General features: G+C 71.8%; 15 protein-coding genes. 7 read left to right on the top strand and 8 right to left on the bottom strand.

Going from position 1 to position 20,403, the window contains the following annotated elements; translation table 11 throughout:
- Positions 1 to 16: 16 nt before the first annotated feature.
- The gene (locus HEP85_RS35300) at positions 17 to 793 is read right to left on the bottom strand and encodes an enoyl-CoA hydratase-related protein (RefSeq protein WP_168531567.1); all 777 of its coding nucleotides are present in this window, start codon (positions 791 to 793) and stop codon (positions 17 to 19) included.
- 103 nt (positions 794 to 896) lie between these two features.
- Here HEP85_RS35300 and HEP85_RS35295 point away from each other — a divergent pair, with 103 nt between their 5' ends.
- Positions 897 to 2,231 (top strand): PLP-dependent aminotransferase family protein, encoded by a 1,335-nt coding sequence (locus HEP85_RS35295; RefSeq protein ID WP_168531566.1) that lies wholly within the window; start codon positions 897 to 899, stop codon positions 2,229 to 2,231.
- 142 nt (positions 2,232 to 2,373) lie between these two features.
- Here the strand turns inward: HEP85_RS35295 and HEP85_RS35290 are convergent, their stop codons facing one another.
- Positions 2,374 to 2,808, bottom strand: a complete 435-nt coding sequence (locus HEP85_RS35290; protein WP_168531565.1) for a nuclear transport factor 2 family protein — start codon at positions 2,806 to 2,808, stop codon at positions 2,374 to 2,376.
- Positions 2,809 to 3,030: 222 nt separating this feature from the next.
- Here HEP85_RS35290 and HEP85_RS35285 point away from each other — a divergent pair, with 222 nt between their 5' ends.
- The gene (locus tag HEP85_RS35285; protein WP_168531564.1) at positions 3,031 to 3,936 is read left to right on the top strand and encodes a helix-turn-helix transcriptional regulator; all 906 of its coding nucleotides are present in this window, start codon (positions 3,031 to 3,033) and stop codon (positions 3,934 to 3,936) included.
- Between the two features lie 3 nt (positions 3,937 to 3,939).
- On the opposite strand, the gene HEP85_RS35280 is transcribed toward HEP85_RS35285, so the two are convergent.
- On the bottom strand, positions 3,940 to 4,833 hold the full coding sequence (locus HEP85_RS35280; protein ID WP_168531563.1) for a DUF3152 domain-containing protein: 894 nt from the start codon (positions 4,831 to 4,833) through the stop codon (positions 3,940 to 3,942).
- A gap of 213 nt (positions 4,834 to 5,046) precedes the next feature.
- Here HEP85_RS35280 and HEP85_RS35275 point away from each other — a divergent pair, with 213 nt between their 5' ends.
- From HEP85_RS35275 to HEP85_RS35265, 3 genes are read left to right on the top strand one after another with little or no spacing between them, the layout of a single operon-like run.
- A complete protein-coding gene (locus HEP85_RS35275; protein WP_168531562.1) occupies positions 5,047 to 5,736 on the top strand; it encodes a response regulator transcription factor in 690 nt (229 codons plus the stop codon).
- On the top strand, positions 5,733 to 7,382 hold the full coding sequence (locus tag HEP85_RS35270) for a HAMP domain-containing sensor histidine kinase (protein ID WP_168531561.1): 1,650 nt from the start codon (positions 5,733 to 5,735) through the stop codon (positions 7,380 to 7,382). The genes HEP85_RS35275 and HEP85_RS35270 overlap by 4 nt, the downstream gene beginning before the upstream one ends.
- A complete protein-coding gene (locus HEP85_RS35265; protein WP_168531560.1) occupies positions 7,379 to 7,966 on the top strand; it encodes a hypothetical protein in 588 nt (195 codons plus the stop codon). Before HEP85_RS35270 ends, HEP85_RS35265 begins: the two co-directional genes overlap by 4 nt.
- On the opposite strand, the gene HEP85_RS35260 is transcribed toward HEP85_RS35265, so the two are convergent.
- The gene (locus HEP85_RS35260) at positions 7,967 to 9,220 is read right to left on the bottom strand and encodes an MFS transporter (protein ID WP_168531559.1); all 1,254 of its coding nucleotides are present in this window, start codon (positions 9,218 to 9,220) and stop codon (positions 7,967 to 7,969) included.
- 82 nt (positions 9,221 to 9,302) lie between these two features.
- Between HEP85_RS35260 and HEP85_RS35255 the strand changes: the two genes are divergently transcribed.
- Together HEP85_RS35255 and HEP85_RS35250 are read left to right on the top strand one after the other, a co-directional pair.
- Positions 9,303 to 10,286, top strand: a complete 984-nt coding sequence (locus HEP85_RS35255; RefSeq protein ID WP_168531558.1) for a DUF5937 family protein — start codon at positions 9,303 to 9,305, stop codon at positions 10,284 to 10,286.
- A gap of 323 nt (positions 10,287 to 10,609) precedes the next feature.
- Entirely contained in the window at positions 10,610 to 12,616 is a 2,007-nt protein-coding gene (locus HEP85_RS35250) for a hypothetical protein (protein WP_211118117.1), read from the top strand.
- Between the two features lie 225 nt (positions 12,617 to 12,841).
- Here the strand turns inward: HEP85_RS35250 and HEP85_RS35245 are convergent, their stop codons facing one another.
- The 4 genes from HEP85_RS35245 to HEP85_RS35230 all read right to left on the bottom strand — a co-directional run bounded on the left by HEP85_RS35245 (position 12,842) and on the right by HEP85_RS35230 (position 20,402).
- The gene (locus HEP85_RS35245) at positions 12,842 to 15,064 is read right to left on the bottom strand and encodes a TIGR03767 family metallophosphoesterase (RefSeq protein WP_369657983.1); all 2,223 of its coding nucleotides are present in this window, start codon (positions 15,062 to 15,064) and stop codon (positions 12,842 to 12,844) included.
- Between the two features lie 177 nt (positions 15,065 to 15,241).
- The gene (locus HEP85_RS35240) at positions 15,242 to 18,088 is read right to left on the bottom strand and encodes a TIGR03767 family metallophosphoesterase (RefSeq protein WP_168531556.1); all 2,847 of its coding nucleotides are present in this window, start codon (positions 18,086 to 18,088) and stop codon (positions 15,242 to 15,244) included.
- Positions 18,089 to 18,165: 77 nt separating this feature from the next.
- Positions 18,166 to 19,755: a GMC family oxidoreductase N-terminal domain-containing protein gene (locus tag HEP85_RS35235; RefSeq protein WP_168531555.1), complete on the bottom strand. Its 1,590-nt coding sequence runs from the start codon at positions 19,753 to 19,755 to the stop codon at positions 18,166 to 18,168.
- Positions 19,752 to 20,402 carry a DUF5987 family protein gene (locus HEP85_RS35230; RefSeq protein WP_248002201.1) on the bottom strand — a complete coding sequence of 217 codons (651 nt, stop codon included), beginning with the start codon at positions 20,400 to 20,402 and terminating at the stop codon, positions 19,752 to 19,754. The genes HEP85_RS35235 and HEP85_RS35230 overlap by 4 nt, the downstream gene beginning before the upstream one ends.
- Position 20,403: the final 1 nt, after the last annotated feature.

Genomic DNA, 20,403 nt, shown 5'->3' with positions numbered 1-20,403 from the left:
CCTCGCGTGCGCCTGTTCAGCGGACCTCGGTCGTGCGGTCGAGGAACCGCCGCAGCCCGATCCGTACGCCCTCGGTGGGCACCGTGGCAGCGAAGCACGCCGCCTCGAACGCGAGTCCTTCGTCGATGGGCAGGTTGACACCGCGGGTGACCGCGCGCAGGCAGGCCGCCACGGCCGTCGGTGCGTGCCGGGTGATCCGTCGGGCCAAGTGCCGTGCGGCGTCCAGGAGTTCGTCGGCCGGGACGACGGCGTTGACGAGTCCGGTCTGCTCGGCGCGTGTGGCGGCGACCGGGTCGCCGGTCAGGATCATCTCGAGGGCACGCTTGCGGCCGACGTGCCGCGGCAGCCGCTGCGAGCCACCGAAGGGCGGCGGGAAACCCAGGGAGATCTCGGGTTTGGCGAACGTGGCGTGTTCTGCGGCGATCGCCAGCGGGGCTGCCTCCGTGATCTCGCAACCACCCCCGTACGCGAGCCCGTTGACGGCGACGATGACGGGCTTGGGGAATTCCTCGATGCTCCGGGTCAGTGTGTGTCCCCGTCGCACGATCTCGCGCAGCGCCCGTTCGGGACCGCCCGCGACGCTCCTCGCCAGGGACGGAATGTCCGCGCCCGCGCTGAACGCCCGTCGCCCGGCGCCGGTCAGGATGACCGCCCGGACGGAGTCGTCGGCTTCGACCCGGTCGAGGCTCGCGAGCAGCGCGTCGATCGTCGGGTAGTCGAGGGCGTTGAGCTTGCGTTCCCTGTCGATGGTGATCGTGACGACGAACTCGTCCTGGTCGATCCGTACGGCCATCCCACCTGCTCCGTTCCGCCTGTGCTTGGACGCGTCGAGGCTAGGAGCCGTAACCTGTGCCGATCCACTCATTGTCCTAGATACAGGTCAGTGCAGGTGCCCTATGCGGCCGTCCTCCTACAAGGCCGTCGTCGACGAGTTCGCGGCGTCGATCAGGTCCGGCAGGCTCCCCGCGGGCACCCGCCTGCCGACGCACCGCGCTCTCGCGCGCGAACGACGGGTCGCGCTGGCCACGGCCACCCGGGTCTACGCCGAACTCGCCGCCATGGGCCTGGTGGTGGGGGAACCGGGACGCGGGACGTTCGTACGGGTGCGATCGGGCTACGACGGCCTCGAGCCCTCCCGGTCCCTGCCGGTGCCGAGGGTCGCGGACCTGTCGTTCAACCAGCCGCTGGGCGAGGACCAGTCCGACCGGCTGCGCCGGGCCCTGCGTGCCCTCTCCGTCTCGGGCGGGGCCGAGGCGCTGCTCCGGCAGGACCCGCCGGGCGGCCGCCCGCACGAGCGGGCGGTCGTGGCCACCTACCTGCTGGGGCGGGGGATCGACACGGCGCCGGCGAACGTCCTGCTGACGAGTGGCACGCAGCAGGGTCTCGACTGCGTGCTGCGTTCTCTCACCAGGCCCGGTGACGTCCTCGCGGTCGACGCGCTCAGCTACCCCGGCGTCAGACTGCTCGCCTCGGCCCACGGACTCGACCTGGCCCCGACCCCGGTCACGGCGACCGGGCCCGACCTCGACGCGCTCGACCGCCTCTGCCGCACACGCCCCGTCCGCGCGATCTACGCGATGCCCACCCTGCACAACCCGCTCGGCTGGGTCCTCGACCAGGAACGGCGTGACCGTCTTGTCGCCCTCGCCCGCGCACACGACTGCCTGATCATCGAGGACGGCACCTACGCCTTCCTCGACCCGTCACCGCCGCCTCCCCTTCAGGCACTCTCCCCCGAACGCACCTGCTACGTGGCCGGACTGTCCAAGAACGCGGCTCCCGGACTGCGGTTCGGTTTCGCCGTCCTGCCGGGCCGCCACGTGGAGACCGTCATCAGGAGCCTTCGTCTGGCGGCCTGGGGCGCTCCTGGGCTGATCACCGCGCTCGCCACGGGCTGGCTCGCCGACGGCACGGTCGCCGGCTGGGAGGAGGACCGCCGCCGCGACGCCGCCGCCCGGCAGAACATCGCCCGCGCCGCGCTGGCGGGGATGCCCTTCACGGCGCATCCGGTCTCGTACATGGTCTGGCTCGGTCTCGAGCCGCACCAGCGCCCGGATCACGTCGCGGCTCAACTCGCCCGGGCAGGAATCCTCGTGTCCACCGCGGACGCCTTCGCCACGGGCCCCTGTCGCCCCCGGGCGCTGCGGCTGGCACTCGCCACGCCGCCCCGGAACGAGCTCGGGACGGTGTTGCGGAACCTGCGGGACGTATTGGACGCGATCCCTCCGTGAGCGAGGAGGGCCGTCGGGGCGACGCGGCGTGGGCAGGAGCCGAGTCGCTCGGGCTGCCGTGAGGCGAACCGGCCGGACCCTGCGTGAGGCGTCGGCCGGACCCTTCGTGGGGCGACCCGGCCGGCTCGGAACCGCGTCGGCGTCAGCGGGTGCCCGCCTCGGCGCGTGCGTAGAACGCGGCCAGTTCGTGCGGGTTCTTGGTGTAGACGTCGATCTTGCGCACCGTGCCGTCCTCGACCTGGTGGATCTCGACCATGGTCAGTGGGAACTCCTCACCGGTGGTGTGGGCCGTGAGCGTTCCGGTGAGGGTTCCGACGACGCCGGTGGGGCCCTCGAACACCTCGGCGGCGGTGATGGCGACATCGGCGTGGCCCGTCATCGCGCCCAGGACCGACCGCACGAACACCTCTCGGCCCTGGTGCACGCCGCCGTAGGGGAGTTGGTCCGGCTCGTCGACGATCACCTCGGGGGCGAGCCTGGCCAGGACACCCGGCACGTCACCCTTGCTCAGCGCGTCGTACAGCCCCCGCACGACGTCCGCGCGGCTCGCCGGGACCGTCTCGCTCTCGTGGCTCATCCGTCTTCCCCTTCAGTCCTGTCCAGGTACTCGAGCCCTCATCCGCAACCCGGCACCGAGACGATCGTCCGGCCGGGGCTCGTGGGTCCTCGCACCGGTCGTGCCCCGAGCGGATCGGGACAGGCACCATGCAACGGGAGACGGCCGTGCCGGGGGAGTCCTCGCCGTGAGGGGTACCGACAGGGACCCCCACCCGTCGGGCGGCCCTCCTACCCTGTCCTCATGGACAACCGGGACGCAGTCAGCGCATTCCTCCGCTCCCGGCGCGACAGGATCACCCCCGAGCAGGCGGGTCTGCCGACGTACGGTCAGCGGCGGGTGCCCGGACTGCGCAGGGGCGAGATCGCCGCGCTCGCCGGGGTGAGCGTCGAGTACTACACGCGCCTGGAGCGCGGCAGCCTCGGAGGGGTCTCCGAGGGCGTGCTGGACGCACTCGCCCATGCCCTGCGGCTCGACGACACTGAGCGCATGTACCTGTACGACCTCGCCCGCGCCGCCGGACCGGCGTCCGGGGCCCGCGGGCGGCAGCGGGCGGGCCGGCCCACGGTGCGGCCGAGCGTGGCGCGGATCATCGAGGCCATGCCGGAGCTGCCGGCGTACGTGATGAACAACCGCCTCGACACGCTGGCCGCCAACCCGATCGGCCGGGCCCTGTACTCGGAGATGTACGCCGACCCGGCCTGCGGAGGGAACGTCGCCCGGTTCGCGTTCCTCAGCCCCGCGGCCAGGCGGTTCTACACCGACTGGGAGCGCATGGCCCGCTTCGCCGTGGGCGCGCTGCGCGTCGAGGCGGGGAGGAAACCCTACGACCGGGAGCTGACGAACCTGATCGGTGAACTGTCCACCCGCAGCGACACCTTCCGCGTGCTGTGGGCCTCCCACGACGTGCATGTCTTCCGCGACAGCACCAAGCGTCTCAACCATCCGCTCGTCGGTGACCTGGAACTCGATCAGGAGACCATGAGTCTGCCGGACGAGAGCGGTCTGAGCGTCGTCGTCTACAGCCCGCCGCCCGGGGCCCCCGCCGAGGACGGCCTGAAGCTGCTCGCCACCTGGTCCGCCACGACCGGACAGGAGCAGGGCGCGCACTCCACGGTCGTCTCGCCGCGAGGGGAAGAGCACGGGTGACGTTCACAGCACGTGCGGCCCGGAGACGAAGTGACCGTTCCGGTCGTAGGGCCAGGCGTTGGCGACGCATCCGTGCAGGCCCTTGATCTGTTGCATCATGACGGGAGCCAGTTGACCGGGGCCCGCGCAGGTCATGTGCGTGTAGCCGAGGAAGTGCCCCATCTCGTGGTTGACGATCAGGGCCCGGTAGTCGTGGATCGGACCGTCGAACGTGGGTGACCCCCTGACCCAGCGCCTGAGGTTCACCACCACCCCGCCCGGGGTCTCGCAGTTGTACTCGCCTCCGGTGTCCTGGTGGATGCCCGCCCAGCACAGGGCGTCCGCCGTTCCCGGTGTCGCGATCCTCACCGTGAGGTCGTGCGGCGCCTCCGCGCTCACCAGCTGAAACGAGTGGGCGTCGTCGCGGGTCCAGCCTCGGGGCGCGGCAAGGATGTCGGCGATCTCGTCCGCCGCTCGGGCCGGCGAGATGTCGATCCCGGTCTCGACCTCCACCGCGTAGCGCAGCGGACGCGCACCGTCGCCGACCTTCGCGCCGGTGGCGTGCGCGGCGACGAACGTGCCGGTTCCCGTCGAGGGGACGTCGATCTTCGTGGAGGTCGGGCTCGGGGACGGGCTCAGTGACGGGGTCGGGGTGGGCGTGGGCGTGACGCGCACCGTGCTCGGTGGGCGCGGCGCACCGCTCGACGCTTCGCCGGACGCGTCGCTCCGTCCGCTGCCGAGCAGGAACGTCGCGGAGCCGAGCAGGCCGGCGGCCAGCAGCGTGCCGAGGAGGAGGCCCAGGCCCCGGCGGCGCGGACGGCCCCGGCGGTGGGAGGACCGGTACGGCCGGCCACCGCGCCGGGGGGCGCCGTCGATGTCGGTGGGTGGTGCGGATGCCAGCTCTCGTGCCGAATGCATGGCAGCCGAGACTGGTCATGCCAGATGATGACCATTGGTTCGGATCATAACGAAAGAGTAACGAGTGGTTTCCCCTGGCGGGTTGGCCGCCCGGCGACACCCGGACCGGAGACCGCCCGCGCACCCCCAGCCGTTGTGACCCTTCTGTAACAGCTCCCGGCAGCGGCCCTCCTCTCGAACAGTCACCGAACACGTCCCGTGCATACTGTCGAAGTGCCACGAGTCCTACTTGTCGAAGACGACCCAGATGTCCGTAAGGCCGTTCAGCTGGCGCTGCGACATCAGGGGCACGACGTCTTCGCCGCCGCAACGGGTGAAGAGGGACTGGAACGACTCCGGCCCTTCCGTCCGGACGTCGTCGTTCTCGACCTCATGCTGCCCGGCATCTCCGGCCTCGACGTGTGCCGCCGGATCAGGGACCGCGACCAGGTGCCGATCATCATGGTGACCGCCAAGGGCGACGACATCGACGTGGTCGTGGGGCTGGAGGCCGGCGCGGACGACTATGTGGTCAAGCCCGTGCAGGCCCGGGTCCTCGACGCGCGCATACGGGCCGTACTGCGCAGGCAGGACGCGTCGGTGTCCGTCGCCGTCCGCCCCCGGGCGGAGGCGCACGGCGAGCTGGTCATCGACCGGGCCGGACTCCTCGTGTCACATCGGGGGGAACGCGTCGCGCTCGCTCCCTCCGAGCTTCGGCTGCTGCTGACCCTGTCGGCCTCGCCCGGCCAGGTGTTCAGCCGCCAGCAACTGCTGGAAGCGGTCTGGGAACACAGCTACCACGGCGACATACGACTGGTGGACGCCTGCGTGAAGCGACTGCGCGGAAAACTCGGTGAGCTGGGCGGCGATCCCCGGTACATCCAGACCGTACGTGGCTTCGGCTACCGCTTCGGTTCCTCATGAGCGGCCCGAGAGTCGCGCGGGCACGAAAGACCGTACGCAAACGCGATGCCGTACGGAATCGCGAGGTGGTGGGGGATCGCGAGGTGGTACGGAATCACGAGGCCGTCGCGGCCGGGGAGGGCCGCGGGCCGGTGCGGTTCCTCCGGGCGGTCCTGGCGAAGACCCCGCTTCCGCTGCGGGGCCTGCGCCCCCGCCTGGTGGTGGCCTTCGCCCTGGTGGCCGTGGTCAGTGCCCTGAGCACCGGAGCCCTCGCCTTCCGGGAGGCGCGCACCGGGGTGTTGCAGCAGAGCCAGGACTCCGTCATCCGGCAGTTCCGGACCAGCGTCGACGCCGTGGCCGTCTACACTCCGCTGCCGCCGCGCCGGTCGGACCTGGAGACGGCGGTGAACCAGGTGCTCCGCGCCAACCAGTCACAAGGCTGGCAGGTCATGGCCACCTACGGCAGCCTCCGCGCCTTCACGCCGGGTGACATCTCCGACAAGCTGAGCCCGGAACTGCGCCGGTCCGTGGGAACCCACCGCGCCGCGGTGTTCCAGCGGGTGAACGCCGACGGGCATCCCTATCTCGTCGTCGGAATGCCGGTCACGTACGACACCAGCGAGGAGAAGGAGCCCAGGCTCTCGGGGTTCGCGATGTACCTGGTGGTGCCGCAGAACACCGAACAGGCCTACGTCCAGGCGATGGTCGGCGGCATCGAGCGCGCCACGCTGGTGGCACTGTGCCTCGCCGTCGTCCTGGCGCTGCTGGCCGCGGGCGGTGTGCTCCGTCCCGTGCGCGCGTTGCGCCGGGCGACGCGTCGGATGGCGGAGGGGCACCTCGACATCCGGCTGGCCGTCAACGGATCCGACGAACTGGCCGACCTCTCACGGTCCTTCAACGACACGGCGGCCGCACTGGAGCGGTCGGTCGCGGAGTTGCGCCGCCTGGAGGCCCGGGCTCGCCGTTTCGCCGCGGACGTCTCCCACGAACTGCGGACGCCGCTGGCGGCGATGTCGGCGGTCACCGACGTACTGGACGAGAACGCGCCGCACCTGGACCAGGAGACCGGCGACGCGCTGCGGCTCGTCAGCGAGGGAACCAGTCGGCTGAGCGTGCTGGTGGAAGACCTGATGGAGATCTCCCGCTTCGACGCGGGTGCCGTTCGGCTCAACCTGGACGAGGTCGACCTGGCCGAGTCCGTCCGGCGCACCCTCGTCGCTCGGGGGTGGCAGGGCCGGGTGGAGACCCGTCTGCCCCGGCCCGGCACACTCAGGACGCGCGTGGATCCGCGCCGGCTCGACGTGGTGATGGCCAACCTGGTCGGCAACGCGCTGCGGCACGGGGCGCCGCCTGTGCGGTTGACCATGACGGTGAGGGAGGAGCGGGCGGACGTGTCCTGGGCCGTGATCGAGGTGACCGACAGCGGACCGGGGATCGCCGAGGAAGCCATGCCGCACATCTTCGAACGCTTCTACAAGGCGAGCACCGCGCGCACCAGGAGTGAGAGCAGCGGTCTTGGCCTGGCCATCACGGCGGAGAACGTGTACCTGCACGGAGGGCGCGTGAGTGCGGCGAACCGGCCGGAGGGCGGATCGGTGTTCACGGTCGAACTCCCCCTGCGCCGTGAGTCCCCGGACACCGACGAGACCACCGAGGGTGCCCGGTGAAGGGCTCGCGCGCGGGCGGGCTGCTGGTCGGTCTCACGGCCGCGCTCACGCTCGCGGCGTGCGGAGTCCCGCCGTCCGACGTCATCCAGGCCGGCGTACCGGCGAGCGGCATGACCTCTCCCAGCGCGACGCCACGGGCGCCCGTCGCGATCCCCCTCTATTTCCTGCGCGACGGTGATCTGGTGTCCTATCCCCGCAAGGTCTACGACCCCGGGAACCTCGGAGCCGTCGTACGTCTGCTGTTCGACGGACCGACCGGGAGCGAGGCCGAGACGGCCACCACGGAACTGCCGCGTCTGACGGACACACCGGATGTATCGGTCGACGACGGCAAGGTCTTCTCCGTCCAGCTCCCGAAGAACGTCCCGCCCCTCAGCCACCTCGCCATGCGGCAGTTGGCGTGCACGATGGCTCGGGTCACTCTGCCGATCTTCGCCCTGCCCACGGGCGCGAGTCCGGACAGCGCCGCCTCGATTCCTCCCGCCCCGGCGCGACGCTCCCTCGCGGACAGCAGCGTCCAGGTGCTCGGGGACGGATGGGCGATGACGCAGTCGGCCGCGTCGTGCCCCGACCCTCAGGGCTGATCATCCGCGCGGCTGCGCCTCCCCCCGTACGGTCCGCAGCACCGCGAGGACGCACAGGGTGCCGATCGCGCAGGACCAGCCGCTCACCAGATGGACGGGCACGAACTCCGCGGCGGCGCCGGCCGCCGCCATCCCCGCGCCCTGGATCGTCATCAACCCCGCCGACTGCACGGTCATCGCCCGCCCGCGCATCTCCTCCGGCACGGCGTCGACGAACCACTGGTCCACGCCCAGGGTGTAGGCGCCGGTGAGGCCGGCCACGAACATCGCGGCGAGGGACCAGGGCAGCGAGGGCCGTGCCAGGAAGACGGCGTAGGGCAGCAGGGTGCAGGCCACCAGCGGTCCGGCGATCCGGCCGCGGACCGTCGGGCTCAGACACCCGCCCGCCAGGGACTCCCCGAGGATCATGCCGACCGGCATCGCGGCCATGAAGAGGCCGAGCCCCGTCGTCCCGGCGCCGGCCGAATCCGCGTACGGCGCCGCCAGCGCCTCGGGCACGACGGAGAAGAACGACGGCACCCACCCGAGCAGCAGGAGCGACCGCACCCGGCGGTCCGCCAGCAGCCGGCCCGTGCCGCCACCGTCCGCGCGGTCCCGGGTACCGCGTGCGGGCCGCCGACGGGTGCCCAGGCGCAGCAGCAACGCCGAGCCGAGGAAGGCGGCCACGGTGAGCAGCAGCGCGCCACGCGGCGGCACGACGATCAACAGCAGCCCACCGACCCCGAATCCGACGACCTGCGCCCCCTGCGCCACGATCCGGATCAGGGAACGCCCGAGCACGAAGGCGTCGCCGGGGAGGATGTCGGCCAGGCTCGCCGCCCGCGTCCCGGTGAAGACCGGGCCGACCGTCGCCATGAGGCCGCGCAGGACGAGCAGGACGGCGATCGGTGTGCCGGGCAGCACCATCCCGGCAGCGCACACCGCGCACAGCAGGTCGCAGACGACCAGGACCCGGCGCGGCGGACAGCGGTCCGCGATCCCGGCCAGCAGCGTCCCGCTGACCGCGTACGGCACGAAGCCCAGCGCGAAGGTGAGTGCCGACAGCAGCGGCGAGGCGGTGAGCCGGAACACCAGCACCGCCAGGGCGATCTGGGCCACGACGGTGCCCTGCAACGACAGTACGTGCGCCGCGAAGACGGCCCGGAACTCCCGGACGGCGAAGACCGCGCGGTAGCCCCCGGACGGGGCGGCGACAGCGGGGGCCGGGTCGGCGTCAGGGGCGGCGTCGGCGTCGGCGTCGGCTTTCAGCGTCATGGACCGCAGCCTGGCGGCCCGGGGCCGCGGCCCGTAGTGTTTCGGCTGGGGACGAAAGTCCCACCCCAGAGGAGGTCCATCGGTGCCCGTCCACATGCGCTTCGGGCCGGACGACCTGCTGCGCTGCCGGTTCGGGATATCCCCGCTCTGGGAGACGCAGGGCGCGGTCCGCGCCCTCAAGCAGGTACGGCTGCAGGGCTACCACCTGCCCTGGCTGCGGCAGACGGAGGCGGCGGCGCGTGCACTCGACCTCACACCGCTGTGGCTGTTGATGCCGTACCCCGGTCACACCCCGGACTTCCTCTGCCCGCCACCGGACGGGCCGCTGACCTCCATCGAGGAGGATCTGGCCCGCGTACGTGCCACCGACCCCGACACCGCCCGCGACGACCTGGCACGCTCCCTCGCCGACACCCCGGGCGCGGCGGACACCCCGCAGGGCCGTGCCATGCTCGCCGATCCGGCCCGCGCCGTACGGGAGTTGGCGGATCTCTGCGAACGGGTCTGGCACGCTCTGGTCGCCCCGTACTGGCCCCGGCTGCGCGCCGTGCTGGAGGCCGACATCGCCTTCCGGGCGCGCCGGCTCGCGGACGACGGGCTGACCGGGCTCTTCGCCGATCTCCATCCCTCGCTGAGCTGGGCGAACGGCACGCTGACGCTGCACAGGCGGACGGAGCACGACCGGGACCTCGGCGGCGACGGCCTGGTCCTCGCGCCCAGCGTCTTCGTGTGGCCGGACGTGGCGGCGGGATTCGACCCGCCCTGGCAGGGCACCATCGTCTATCCGGCGCGCGGCATAGGCGGCCTGTGGCAGGCCCCGCCGCCCGGTTCCGACGCCCTCGTGCGACTTCTGGGCGCCAACCGGGCCGCCATCCTCGGCGGTCTCGGCGAGCCGGCGACGACCAGCTCGCTCGCCCACCGGCACGGGCTCGCCCTGTCGTCCGTCTCGGCCCACCTGTCGGTGCTCCGTGAGGCGGGTCTGCTCACCTCGCGCCGCTACGGCCATCAAGTGCTCTACGAGCGCACGCCGCTGGGCACCGCGCTCGCGGACGCCGGACCCGCCTGACCGGTCTCGCCGGTCTCACTGGTCTCACCGTGCGACCGACGGCCGACGGACCCACTACGGGCACGCGTCGGCGCGGCTCTGCCGACGGAGCCGCGGCGTGCGAACCGGGTCGCGCCCTCCTCGTCCGTCGCTGGTCCCGGCCGCCCCGCTCCTCATACCGTGTCCATCTCCCGTGCGGCTTGCGGCTGTTCCCCCGCTACGGCCTCTGCGATAGGCTCACTCGCCGTCCCCCGCCTGTGGCAAGGCCATCGATCACGACCGACGCGGCGGTCCGGCCGGCTTCACCTGGCGTTGTCGAGTGCACCCAGGAGAGAAAGACAGCCGTGAACAATGTGGATGCGCCCGTTCGGAACACGTCCGGTCCGACCGGACCGGACGCACGCCGGGCCGGTGAACTTCAGACGCTGCTCGACGAGGGCACCCGTGCCGTTGTCGACGACGGCGATCTGCGCACCGGCCGGGACCGCTTCGAACGCGCCTTCCGGATCGCCGAGTCGGTGGGCGAGGAACGGGCGATGGCGGTGGCCGCCCTCGGCTTCGGCGGGCTGTGGGTGCACGAGCACCGCACGGTCGCCGGCTCGGTACTCCTGGAATCGCGGATACGCCGGGCCCTGGAGTTGCTGGACCCTCAGTCCTCGCTGGCGCTCCGGCTGCGGATCCGGCTGGCCGGGGAGGGCGACTACCGCAACAGCGACAACACGGCGGTACTGGCGCTGCTCCAGCAGGCGCGGGCACGGCGCAACCCGATGGCGCGTGCGGAGGCCTTGAGCCTGGCACATCACTGCCTGGTCGGCCCGGAGCACGGCGCACTGCGCCGTCAACTGGCCGCCGAGCTGGTCGCGGAGAGCTTCCGTACCTCCCGCCGCAGCGATCTGCTGATGGGCCTGCTGTGGCAGACGGTCGACATGTTCCTGGCCGGCGACCCGCACGCGGAACGCTGTCTGTCGGAGCTGCGCGGCCTGCTGGCCGAGCAGGACCATCTCGCCGTGGGCTTCGTCGTGAGCGCGATGGAGGTCATGCTCGCCGTCCGCGCGGGCCGCCTCGACGAGGCCGAGGCCCTGGCCAGGGCCTGCACCGAGCGCGGGATCGCCGCCGGTGACGTCAACGCCACGGTGTGGCAGGCAGCGCAGCTGGTGACCATCCGCTGGTACCAGGGCCGGGTGGTCGAGCTCGTGCCGCTGCTCAGCGAAGTGGTCAACTCCCCCACGTTGAGCGCCGTGGACGATCATGTCCTGGCCGCGCTGGCGGTCGCCGCGGTGACGGCCGGGGACCGGCGGAAGGCCGTCAGCGCGCTGGCCACCCTGTGCGGTCACGACCTCGGCGACCTGCCGCGGTCGAGCAGCTGGATGGTGACGATGCACGGTGTCGCGGAGGCCGCCTATCTCCTCGACGACTCCGCCACGGCCGCCCGGGTCTACGAACTGCTGCGCCCGTACGGTCATCTGCCCATCGTGGGCAGTCTCGCCGTCGCCTGCTTCGGTTCGGCCCACCACGCCCTGGGCGTCGCCGCGCTGACCATGGGAGACGTCGACCGGGCCGTGACCCATCTGCGGGAGTCGGTACGGCAGAACCTCGCCCTCGCGCACTGGCCCGCGGTCACCGCCTCCTGGGAGCGGCTCGCGGTGGCGCTCGTACGGGCCGGGCGGCAGGCCGAGGCCGACGCCGTCCGGCAGGAGATGGCCGCGGCCGCCGAGGAGGCCGCGGCGCCGCCTCCGGAGACCGAAGGACCTGGCGGCGCGGATGAGCAGAGCGAGGACGCGCAGAGCGACGACGGGCAGACCGACGACGGGCAGGGACAGCCCGCGGCGTTCTGCACCCGGCTGGGCCGTAAGTGGCGGATCGGGTTCGGCGGCCGCAGCGTCCTGGTGGACCACAGCGTGGGGATGCTCCATCTGGTGGTGCTGATCGCCAACCCGCGCCAGGAGATCCGGGCCGTCGACCTCGTGGCGGGGCTGACCGCGCTCAACGGGGCCGCCGAACACACGGCCCTGTCCGGGCAGCGGACACTGGACCGGGTGGCGACGCAGGAGTACCGCAGCCGTCTGGCCCGGCTGCGCGTCGAACTGGACGAGTTCGAGGCGGCGGACGACCATCAACGGGCCGCCGTGGCTCAGGCCGAACACGACTGGCTGGTGCGTCAGTTGGCGGGAGCCACGGGATTGGGCGGACGCGCCCGCCGCTTCCCCGAGGGCGAGGAACGCTCCCGGGTCGCGGTGAGCAAGGCCGTCCGCCGGGCACTGGACCGGATCGCTGCGGCCGACCCGGTGATCGGTGAACACCTGCGGCACGCCGTGCACACCGGGGTGCGGTGCTCGTACTGGCCCGCTTGACGCGTGCCCGACCGCGCCGACAGGGCCTTCCGGTGCGCGTACGGACGGGTCGACTCGCCCCCGTGGGACGGAACGCCGTCCGGCCCCGGCGCAGGTGAAGCACCCGTTGGGGCCGGCGGCGGCACCGCACCACCCCCGGTCAACCGCCCGCGCGGTGCGGCGTTCGCGCGTCGCGGCGGCAGCGGGCGGACATCGGCCGGTCCGCGGTCCCGCGGACGGTCCGCGTCACGGGGCGGTCAGCGTCTGCCAGGTCGTGGACGCGACGACCCCGTCGGCCGGCAGGCCGTGCGCGGACTGGAAGGTCCGCACCGCGCTGCCGGTGGACGAGCCGAAGGACCCGTCCACGCTCAACGCCGCTCCGTGGACGTTGAGTTGACGCTGCAACGCGGTGACGGCGGGCCCGTCGCCGCCCTGCTGCACCGTGATGGCGAGGGCCCGCCAGGTCGCGGGTCCGACGATCCCGTCGGCGGACAGACCGCGGCTCGTCTGGAAGGACCGCACCGCGCTGCCGGTGGACGAGCCGAAGGACCCGTCCACGCTCAACGCGCTTCCCCGGGCGTTGAGCAGGTACTGCGCGGTCCTGATCCGCTCACCGCTCGCCCCCTGCTGAACCACCGGCCAGCCGGCGCTCGGCAGCGGCGTACCGCGTCCGGCGGGCAGGGAGAACGGCATGGGGAGGAGAAGCTGTGTGTTGCGGGCGTCGGCTGTGCCACGGCGCCTGTCGATACCGGCCGCCACCGCCTGGAGGTCGTTGGCCGCCAGCTCGCGTCCCAGCGAGGCCAGTGCCGCGGGGGTGCTGATGTCCCCGCCGCACGACAGCGGTGCGTCGGAGTCGACCATGGTGGTGAAGACGGACAGGATGCCCCCGCCTTCGGCGATCTCGAGGATCCGGCTCTGGATGGGCCAGTCGATGTGCGAGGCCGTGTTCACCTCCCAGAAGCCGTTGCCGATGGCGGACGGCCAGGAGGCCTTGTGGGCCGAGATGTTGTTGGTGTGAGTGTGACCGTCGACCATCAGGATCACGTTCGGGAAGCGCAGCAGCAGGTCGCGGAGTTCCGCGCCGCCGTACGGGGACCCACTGTCCGTGTTGTCCATGGAGTCGAGGGTGTGATGGCAGCAGATGACCATGAGCCTGTCGGTCACGCCGGACTGCTCGACCACCGTCCGGGCCCGGGACCCGTCCGAGTCGTCGAGTTCGTAGCGTGAGCTGTTGGCCTTGAGCTGGGCGTTCAGCCAGGTCCACTGGTCCTTGTCGAGGGCGCCGTCGGCACCGCCGCTGGTGTTGGTCGTGTCCAGCACCAGGAACTGGAAAACGTCGTCCGGACCCGGGGGAATCGCGTAGTAGCCCTTGTCGCCGCCGGAGGTGAAGCCGTGTCCGCGAGGGGTACCCGTGGTGTTGAAGTGCTCGGCGATGAAGTCGCCCCGCGCGAGCAGCCGCCGGGCCGGGTCCGCCGTCACATGGGCGGTCCCCAGGGTGAACTCGCCCGTCAGTACGTCCTTCAGCAGGTCCAGGTAGTACGTCGCGGTGTTGTCGAAGACGTCCGGGACTCCCTCGACCTCCGTCAGTTTGGTGGAGCCGGTGGCGACGGCCTTGAGCGGGTCGAAGGGGAGGATGTCGATCGGGACGTTGCCCTGGACGAGCGCGTCGTGGTTGCCGTAGGCGGCGTACCAGGGCATGCCCAGTCCGGTCGCCGTGAACGGTCTGCGGGCGGCCGCCAGCAGACCGTTCACGACCGGAAAGCCGTGGAGGGCGTTGTTGTCGGGAGGGGTCTGCCGTGCTTCCGGATGCCAGTAGTGGGTCTCCGTCCCGAACTGGCCGCCGGCCACGCTCTCGTCCTTGGTGAGGTCACCGGAGTCCGGTCGCACCGGGTTGCCGTCGAGCAGGTCGATGTACCACCGAGACTCGTTGTACTGGCAGTTGTCGACCGCGTCGCCCGTGACGACGGTGAAGGCCAGCGGGGCGCTCGTCCGCGGGCCGCGGAGGACCTGCCGGACGGCTCGGCACATCGCGTCGGTCGTCTGTGTCGAAAGGAACTCGTGCGCGCGGTACGCCGATTCGGTCGGGTACGAGTTGTAGTGCGGGGGCCCGTAGTCCGCGAGCCGGTCCAGGCACTCGACACGCAGCGGCGACTGGTCGTCGACGATGTGCAGGTCGGACATCTGGGCGAAGGCGATCAGCGACCGGGTGACCTGCGGCGTGACCGCGGGCGCGAGGTCGTCGCGGACGATGTGCGGTTCGCCGGGACCGGCGGCCACACCGTGGTATCCCGTCCCCAGGTCGGGACCGACCCGTACGGTCCGGTCCAACGTGGTGAGCCCGAATGCCGCCCCGGTGCCGGGAGGCGGCGAGGCGGCCACGGCGGCGGCGCGCAGACCGCCGACGTCGATGGCCGCGGCCACCACGGCCACTCCGGCAGCGGTCAGGATCCTGCGACGGGAGATTGCCATGTCGATTCCTTCGGTGTGGGGGTATGACATGCCGCGAGGCCGGTCTTCGCCCGTCCTGTCTCCACGGCCAAAAGCCCGCACGGGTGCCCGCGGGCGCCTGCCCCCACCGCCGAACGGCGGGAGCGGGCACCCGCGTTCAGGCGGGAGAGCGGGACGGTTCGGGAGTCGCCGGACCGGTCACAGACCGGCGGAGGTGTGCGTGGCGCGCAGTGAGAACTCGCAGGACTCCCAGGCCGACCAAGTGGTGCTGCCGGGGCCGGTCTGCGTGCAGTGGTACAGCGTGCCCGTGTCGTCGACGGCGAACAGTTCGATCGTGCCGGCCCCGTTCCGCTCGGCGCAGACGTGGCGCATCCGCAGCGTGGTGGTGCCGAACTGGGTCGGCACCTGGGCCCAGGACTGCCACGTGCCGGCGGCGGGGGCGGTCTCGAAGCGGCGCCAGAGCATCCCGTCGGGGTTGGTGCCGAAGATGGCCAGGCGTCCGTCGAGGTTGCGGGCCATGTCGACGGAGTCGAGGATGCCGTCGAGCGGCAGCACACCGCCCCACTCGCTCTCCGTCTGCGCGTTGGCGACGTTCATCCTGCGCTGGATGAGAAGGCCGTCCTCCTTGATGGCGACCAGCACGGCGCGCCCGTCGGAGCCGGTCTCGACGGCGAGTTGGATCGCGGTGCCGCCGAGCTGGGTCCACGGGGTGAACCAGCCGTTCGAGGCGGTGTCGTCGTTCAGGAAGTCCTGCCAGCGGTGGCGGATGGTGTTGTCGCCGCGTGTCGCGTAGACCTGCAGGCCGCCCCACTGGTCCTGGACCGCGGTCGCCGAGGTGAAGGCTGAGTCGAACTGCTGGGGCGACGTGTAGGTGCTGCCGCCCGCGCTGGTCTGCGCGCGACGGGTCACGTAGCCGTTCTGGTCGATGGCGAACACCTCGACCCGGCCGTCCTGGTGGCTGCCGGCGGTGACGGACTGCCACCCCGGTCCACCGGCGAGCTTCGTCCAGGACCGCAGGGCGCCGCCCGTGCTCTGCTGGCCGGTGTTCCACAGATTGCCCTGCGCGTCCGTGCCGAACAGCTCCAGGCGCCCGTCCTTGTTGCGGGCGGCGGCGATCGGGGAGCCGAGCGGGTGCGGAGCGTGCAGCGGGAAGGGGGCCGGCAGAAGCAGTTGCGTGTTGCGGTCCTGGCTGACGCCCATGCGGTTGGTGATGCCGTGGTTCACCTCCTGCGGGTCGTTGGTGGCCAGCTCCCGTGCCAGGGAGGCCAGTTGTGCGGGCGTGCTGGTGTCGCCCCCGAAGGAGAGCGGCGCGGCGGGGTCGACCATGGTGGTGAAGATCGAGATCGTGGCGGGTCCGGCGGAGGAGCCGAACTCGCCCGCGTTCTGTGCGTCGGGGCTCGCCATGATCTCGATGATGCGGCTCTGGATCGGCCAGTCGATGTGCGAGGCCGTGGAGATCTCCCAGAAGCCACCGGCGATCGGGCTGGCGGCCGGCGTCGGATGGGGGACGATCTTGTTCGCGTGGGTGTGCCCGTTGACCATGGCGATCACGTTCGGGTAGCGCAGCAGCAGTGCCTTGAGTTCGTCGCCGGTGTGCCGGTCACCGAAGATGCCGCCGAAGATGCCGTCGTCGAGGTTGTCCATGGTGTTGAGCGTGTGGTGGCAGAAGAGGACGTACATCCTGTCCTGCACACCGCTCTGCGTGACGATGCGGTTGTCGGTGTCGATGTAGCGAGAGCTGTTGGCCCTGAGCTGCTGTTCCAGCCAGTTGAGCTGGTCGGTGTCGATGGACCCGCCGGCGGCGCCGGAGCCGAAACCGTCGGTGTTGGTGTTCGTGGAGTCGAGCAGGTCGCCGGAGCCGGACGGGATCGCGTAGTAGGCCTTGTCTATGCCGACGCCCTGGAATCCGTGACCGACCGGCAGGCCCGCGGTGTTGAAATGGTCCTGGATGAACGCCTTGCGGGTGAGCAGCCGCCGGTTGGGGTCGGCGACGACTCTGGTTCCTTCCAGGTCCCAGGCGACCATCAGCTTGCCGAAGGTGCCGAGGTCGCTGTAGTCGTCCGGCAGGTCGGCGGAGGTGCCGGTGGTCTTGGACGAGCCGACCGTCATGCCCTGGACGTCGACGAGGTTGTTGTCGATGGGCTCGTTGCCCTGCCACAGGCCGTCGTGGTTGCCGTACGCCGCGTACCAGGGCATGCCCAGGCCGTGGGAGACGAACGGCCTGCGGGCCGCGCCCACCGCGCCGCTCGCGTCCAGCAGGCCCGGGACATAGGGGAATCCGAGCCCTGACGTGCCGGTGTACTGGTTGCCCGGCACCTGCTGCGGGGGCACCGACGGGTAGTAGTAGTGGTTGTCCCCGGTGCCGCCGCCGGTCAGGGCGCCACTGGCGAAGCTCTGGTCCAGGCCGATGCGGCCGGAGTCCGGGACGATGGTCTGGCCGCCGTCGAGCAGGTCGATGTACCAACGGTTCTCGTTGTGCTGGCAGTTGTCGATCGCGTCGCCGGTGACGACGGTGAACTGCAGCGGCCTCTTGCTTCGCGGGCCCTTGCCGATACCGGCGATGGCCTGGCACATCGCGTCGACGACCTGCGTCGACAGGAACTCGTGGCCCCGGTAGGCGGAATCGGTGGGGTACGAGGCGTAGTGGGGGGCGCCGGGGTCGGCGTAGCGGTCCATGAACTCGAGGCGGGCCGGTGACTGGTCGTCCACGATGTGCAGGTCGGTCATCTGCGCGAATGCCGCCAGCGCCATCGTCGGAGGGCCGAAGCGGGACCAGAGGTCGGTACGTATGGTGTGCGGCTCCCCCGGACCGGCAACGAGCCGCTGGTAGCCCGCGCCCTGGGCGTAGCTCGCCCGCTGCACCGTCCGGTCCCACGTGGTGGCCGCCGGCACGTCCGATGTGGAGGCTGCCGCCGCGGCGGCGTTCCGGCCGGCGCCCGTCCGTGTCGCGGCTTCGGCGGCGGCGCGGAGACCGCCCGCGTCGATGGCCGCCGCCACCACGCCCGCTCCGGTCGTCGTCAGTAGCCTTCTTCGTGAGATACCCACGCCATGTCTCCCAGGAAAGGTCGGACTCGTCTCCTCTTCCGGCGTTCCATTCCGTTCCGCCCCGTTCCACGGGCCCGTCAACGGCCGGGAAGCGGAACGCCGCGGCGGAGCGCGACCCCGGCGTCGGCGGTGCGGGTGACGATCGTGGCGACGGAGCGTTCGGCGAGCGCCGCGATGGTCAGTGAGGGGTTGACGGTGAGCGAGGTGGGGACGGCGGCGCCGTCGGTGACGAACAGTCCGCTGTGGCCCCGCAGTTCGTGGCCGTCGGTGAGCGCGCTGGTGGCGGGGTCGTCGCCGATCCGCGCGGAACCTAGTGGATGGGCCGTGACGGTGTCGGCGACGCCCTCGCTCCATGGGCGGACCCGGGACAGGCCGTCCTTCTCCAGGATGTCCCGCAGTGCGGTGTCCGCCCGGTCCCATGCCCCGCGGGTACGGGAGGTGGGGTGGTAGGTCATCGTGCCCTGTCCGAGCCCTGGCGCCAGCCGGGTGAAGCTCCCGGTGAGCGGGACGACGCCGAAGGTGCCTTCGTTGTCGTCCTCGGTCATGGCCAGCAGCGTGAGCCAGGAACGCCACCGGGCCCGCATGTTCCGCTTCTCGACGCCGAACCAGGCGGGCGAACCGGCGGCCTGGGCCAGCAGGTTGGTCAGCGGAGGGAAGTAGATCTGCTGGAGGGTGAAGCGGCTGTACTCGGGGGCGGTCGGGTCCAGGTGGTCGTAGGTGGCGGCGGTGATGGGCCGGCCCACGGGCAACCCCAGGTAGGCGGACCCGTCGGGACGTGACAGCCCCAGCAGTGTGCGTGCCTTGTCCTCGACGATGTCGGCGACACTGACACGGTCGCCGTTGCCGGAGAAGTAGCGCCCCACAGCGGCCGGGATGCCTCCGAGGAGGAGAGCGGAGCGCTGGAGGATCACGGGCGTGCCCACGGCACCGGCGGCGACTACGACGACCTTGGCGTGGATGACGCCGGCCTGCGCGGTACAGCTGTAGTCGTCGGGGTCCAGGACGGTGTAGCCGACGGCGTAGCGATAGCCGGACAGCGGCGACGGGGTGACGGTCTGCGCCTCGTGCAGCGGACGGATGTCCGCGCCGTGGGCCTCGGCCGCCGGCAGGTAGTTGAGCAGCAGGGAGCGTTTGGCGTCGAAGCGGCAGCCGGAGAGCATCCAGTTGCAGTTGGTGCAGGCGCTTGTGTCGACCGCCACCGGCACGGGATTGCAGGTGTGTCCGGCCCGCCGGCAGGCGGCGGCCAGGACCCCGCCGGCGTAGGACACGTCCGGCCAGTCGGTCCGGGTGACCGGCAGTGCCTCCTCGACCCGGTCGTACCAGGGGTCGAGGGCGGCCCGGGTCAGGGCGGCCGGCCACAGCCGGCGGCCGAGGCTGCCGTGTCGCTCGAAGACGAAGGACGGCGCGCGCAGTGAGGCGGCGAAGTAGACGACGCTCCCGCCGCCGACGCAGTTGCCGGCGACCACCGCGACGCCGTCGCCCTGGATCACGTCCACGATCTTGTTGTAGGTGCCCAGGCGCATCGAGTGGGTGAAGTCGGCGGCGGCCGCGCGGGGGCCGCGCTCCAGCACGGTGACGCGCGCTCCGCCCGCCGCGAGGTAGTAGGCCGGGATCGCGCCGCCGAAGCCGCTGCCGATCACCAGGACGTCCGTGGTCTGCACCGTCATGCCGGGCTCCCCGAAGCGGTCGTGTTCGGATGAGGTACTGCCAGCGGGCGGCCGTAGGAGAAATCGGGGAAGCGCCAGAGGCCGTCCGGGTCGGGCTCGGGGAAGCGCAACCACGCCAGTCCGGGATGGCCCTGGCCGAGTGCCTCGACGGTGTCCTGCTGTCCGGCGGTGTCGAACGCCAGCCCCACCAGCAGGCTCATCACCTGCCAGATCGGCCGGTCCAGGTCATCGGGGTCGAAGAGGCCACCGACCAGGGCGGTGCGGTCGGCGAAGGACAGGCCCACGAACGGCGGGCGGGTCGGTGGCAGCCAGATCAGCCGGAGGGCGGCATAGGCGACGGCGCGCGCGTCCAGCAGCGCCGCGATCGCCGGGAGCAGCGGCGCCACCGGCAGTTCGGGCGAGGCGAGGAGGCCGATGGCACCGGCCTGTACCGCACCCGGCCCGGTGACCGCGCCGGCGACCACCACGTCACCGGGAAAGCGGCGCTGGCCCGGGATCAGGGTGTCGGCGAACGCCTCGAGCGTCTGTGTCGTCCAGCTCTCGGAGGCGGAGGCGGCGGCCACGGGTGAGTCCAGTCCGCCGACGGACAGTGCCGCGAGCGTGGCGACCAGTGCCTTGAGGACGGATCTCCGGTCGGGTCCGGTCATG

The organism is Streptomyces sp. RPA4-2 (assembly GCF_012273515.2).
GTDB lineage: Bacteria > Actinomycetota > Actinomycetes > Streptomycetales > Streptomycetaceae > Streptomyces > Streptomyces kaempferi.
The sequence above is the reverse complement of the archived record's forward strand: the minus strand, read 5'-3'. Positions and strand labels throughout refer to the sequence as shown.

Coding starts and splice junctions, on each gene's coding strand:
- HEP85_RS35300 (WP_168531567.1), bottom strand. CDS start 793: ATGGCCGTACGGATCGACCAGGACGAGTTCGTCGTCACGATCACCATC.
- HEP85_RS35295 (WP_168531566.1), top strand. CDS start 897: ATGCGGCCGTCCTCCTACAAGGCCGTCGTCGACGAGTTCGCGGCGTCG.
- HEP85_RS35290 (WP_168531565.1), bottom strand. CDS start 2,808: ATGAGCCACGAGAGCGAGACGGTCCCGGCGAGCCGCGCGGACGTCGTG.
- HEP85_RS35285 (WP_168531564.1), top strand. CDS start 3,031: ATGGACAACCGGGACGCAGTCAGCGCATTCCTCCGCTCCCGGCGCGAC.
- HEP85_RS35280 (WP_168531563.1), bottom strand. CDS start 4,833: ATGCATTCGGCACGAGAGCTGGCATCCGCACCACCCACCGACATCGAC.
- HEP85_RS35270 (WP_168531561.1), top strand. CDS start 5,733: ATGAGCGGCCCGAGAGTCGCGCGGGCACGAAAGACCGTACGCAAACGC.
- HEP85_RS35260 (WP_168531559.1), bottom strand. CDS start 9,220: ATGACGCTGAAAGCCGACGCCGACGCCGACGCCGCCCCTGACGCCGAC.
- HEP85_RS35245 (WP_369657983.1), bottom strand. CDS start 15,064: ATGGCAATCTCCCGTCGCAGGATCCTGACCGCTGCCGGAGTGGCCGTG.
- HEP85_RS35235 (WP_168531555.1), bottom strand. CDS start 19,755: ATGACGGTGCAGACCACGGACGTCCTGGTGATCGGCAGCGGCTTCGGC.
- HEP85_RS35230 (WP_248002201.1), bottom strand. CDS start 20,402: ATGACCGGACCCGACCGGAGATCCGTCCTCAAGGCACTGGTCGCCACG.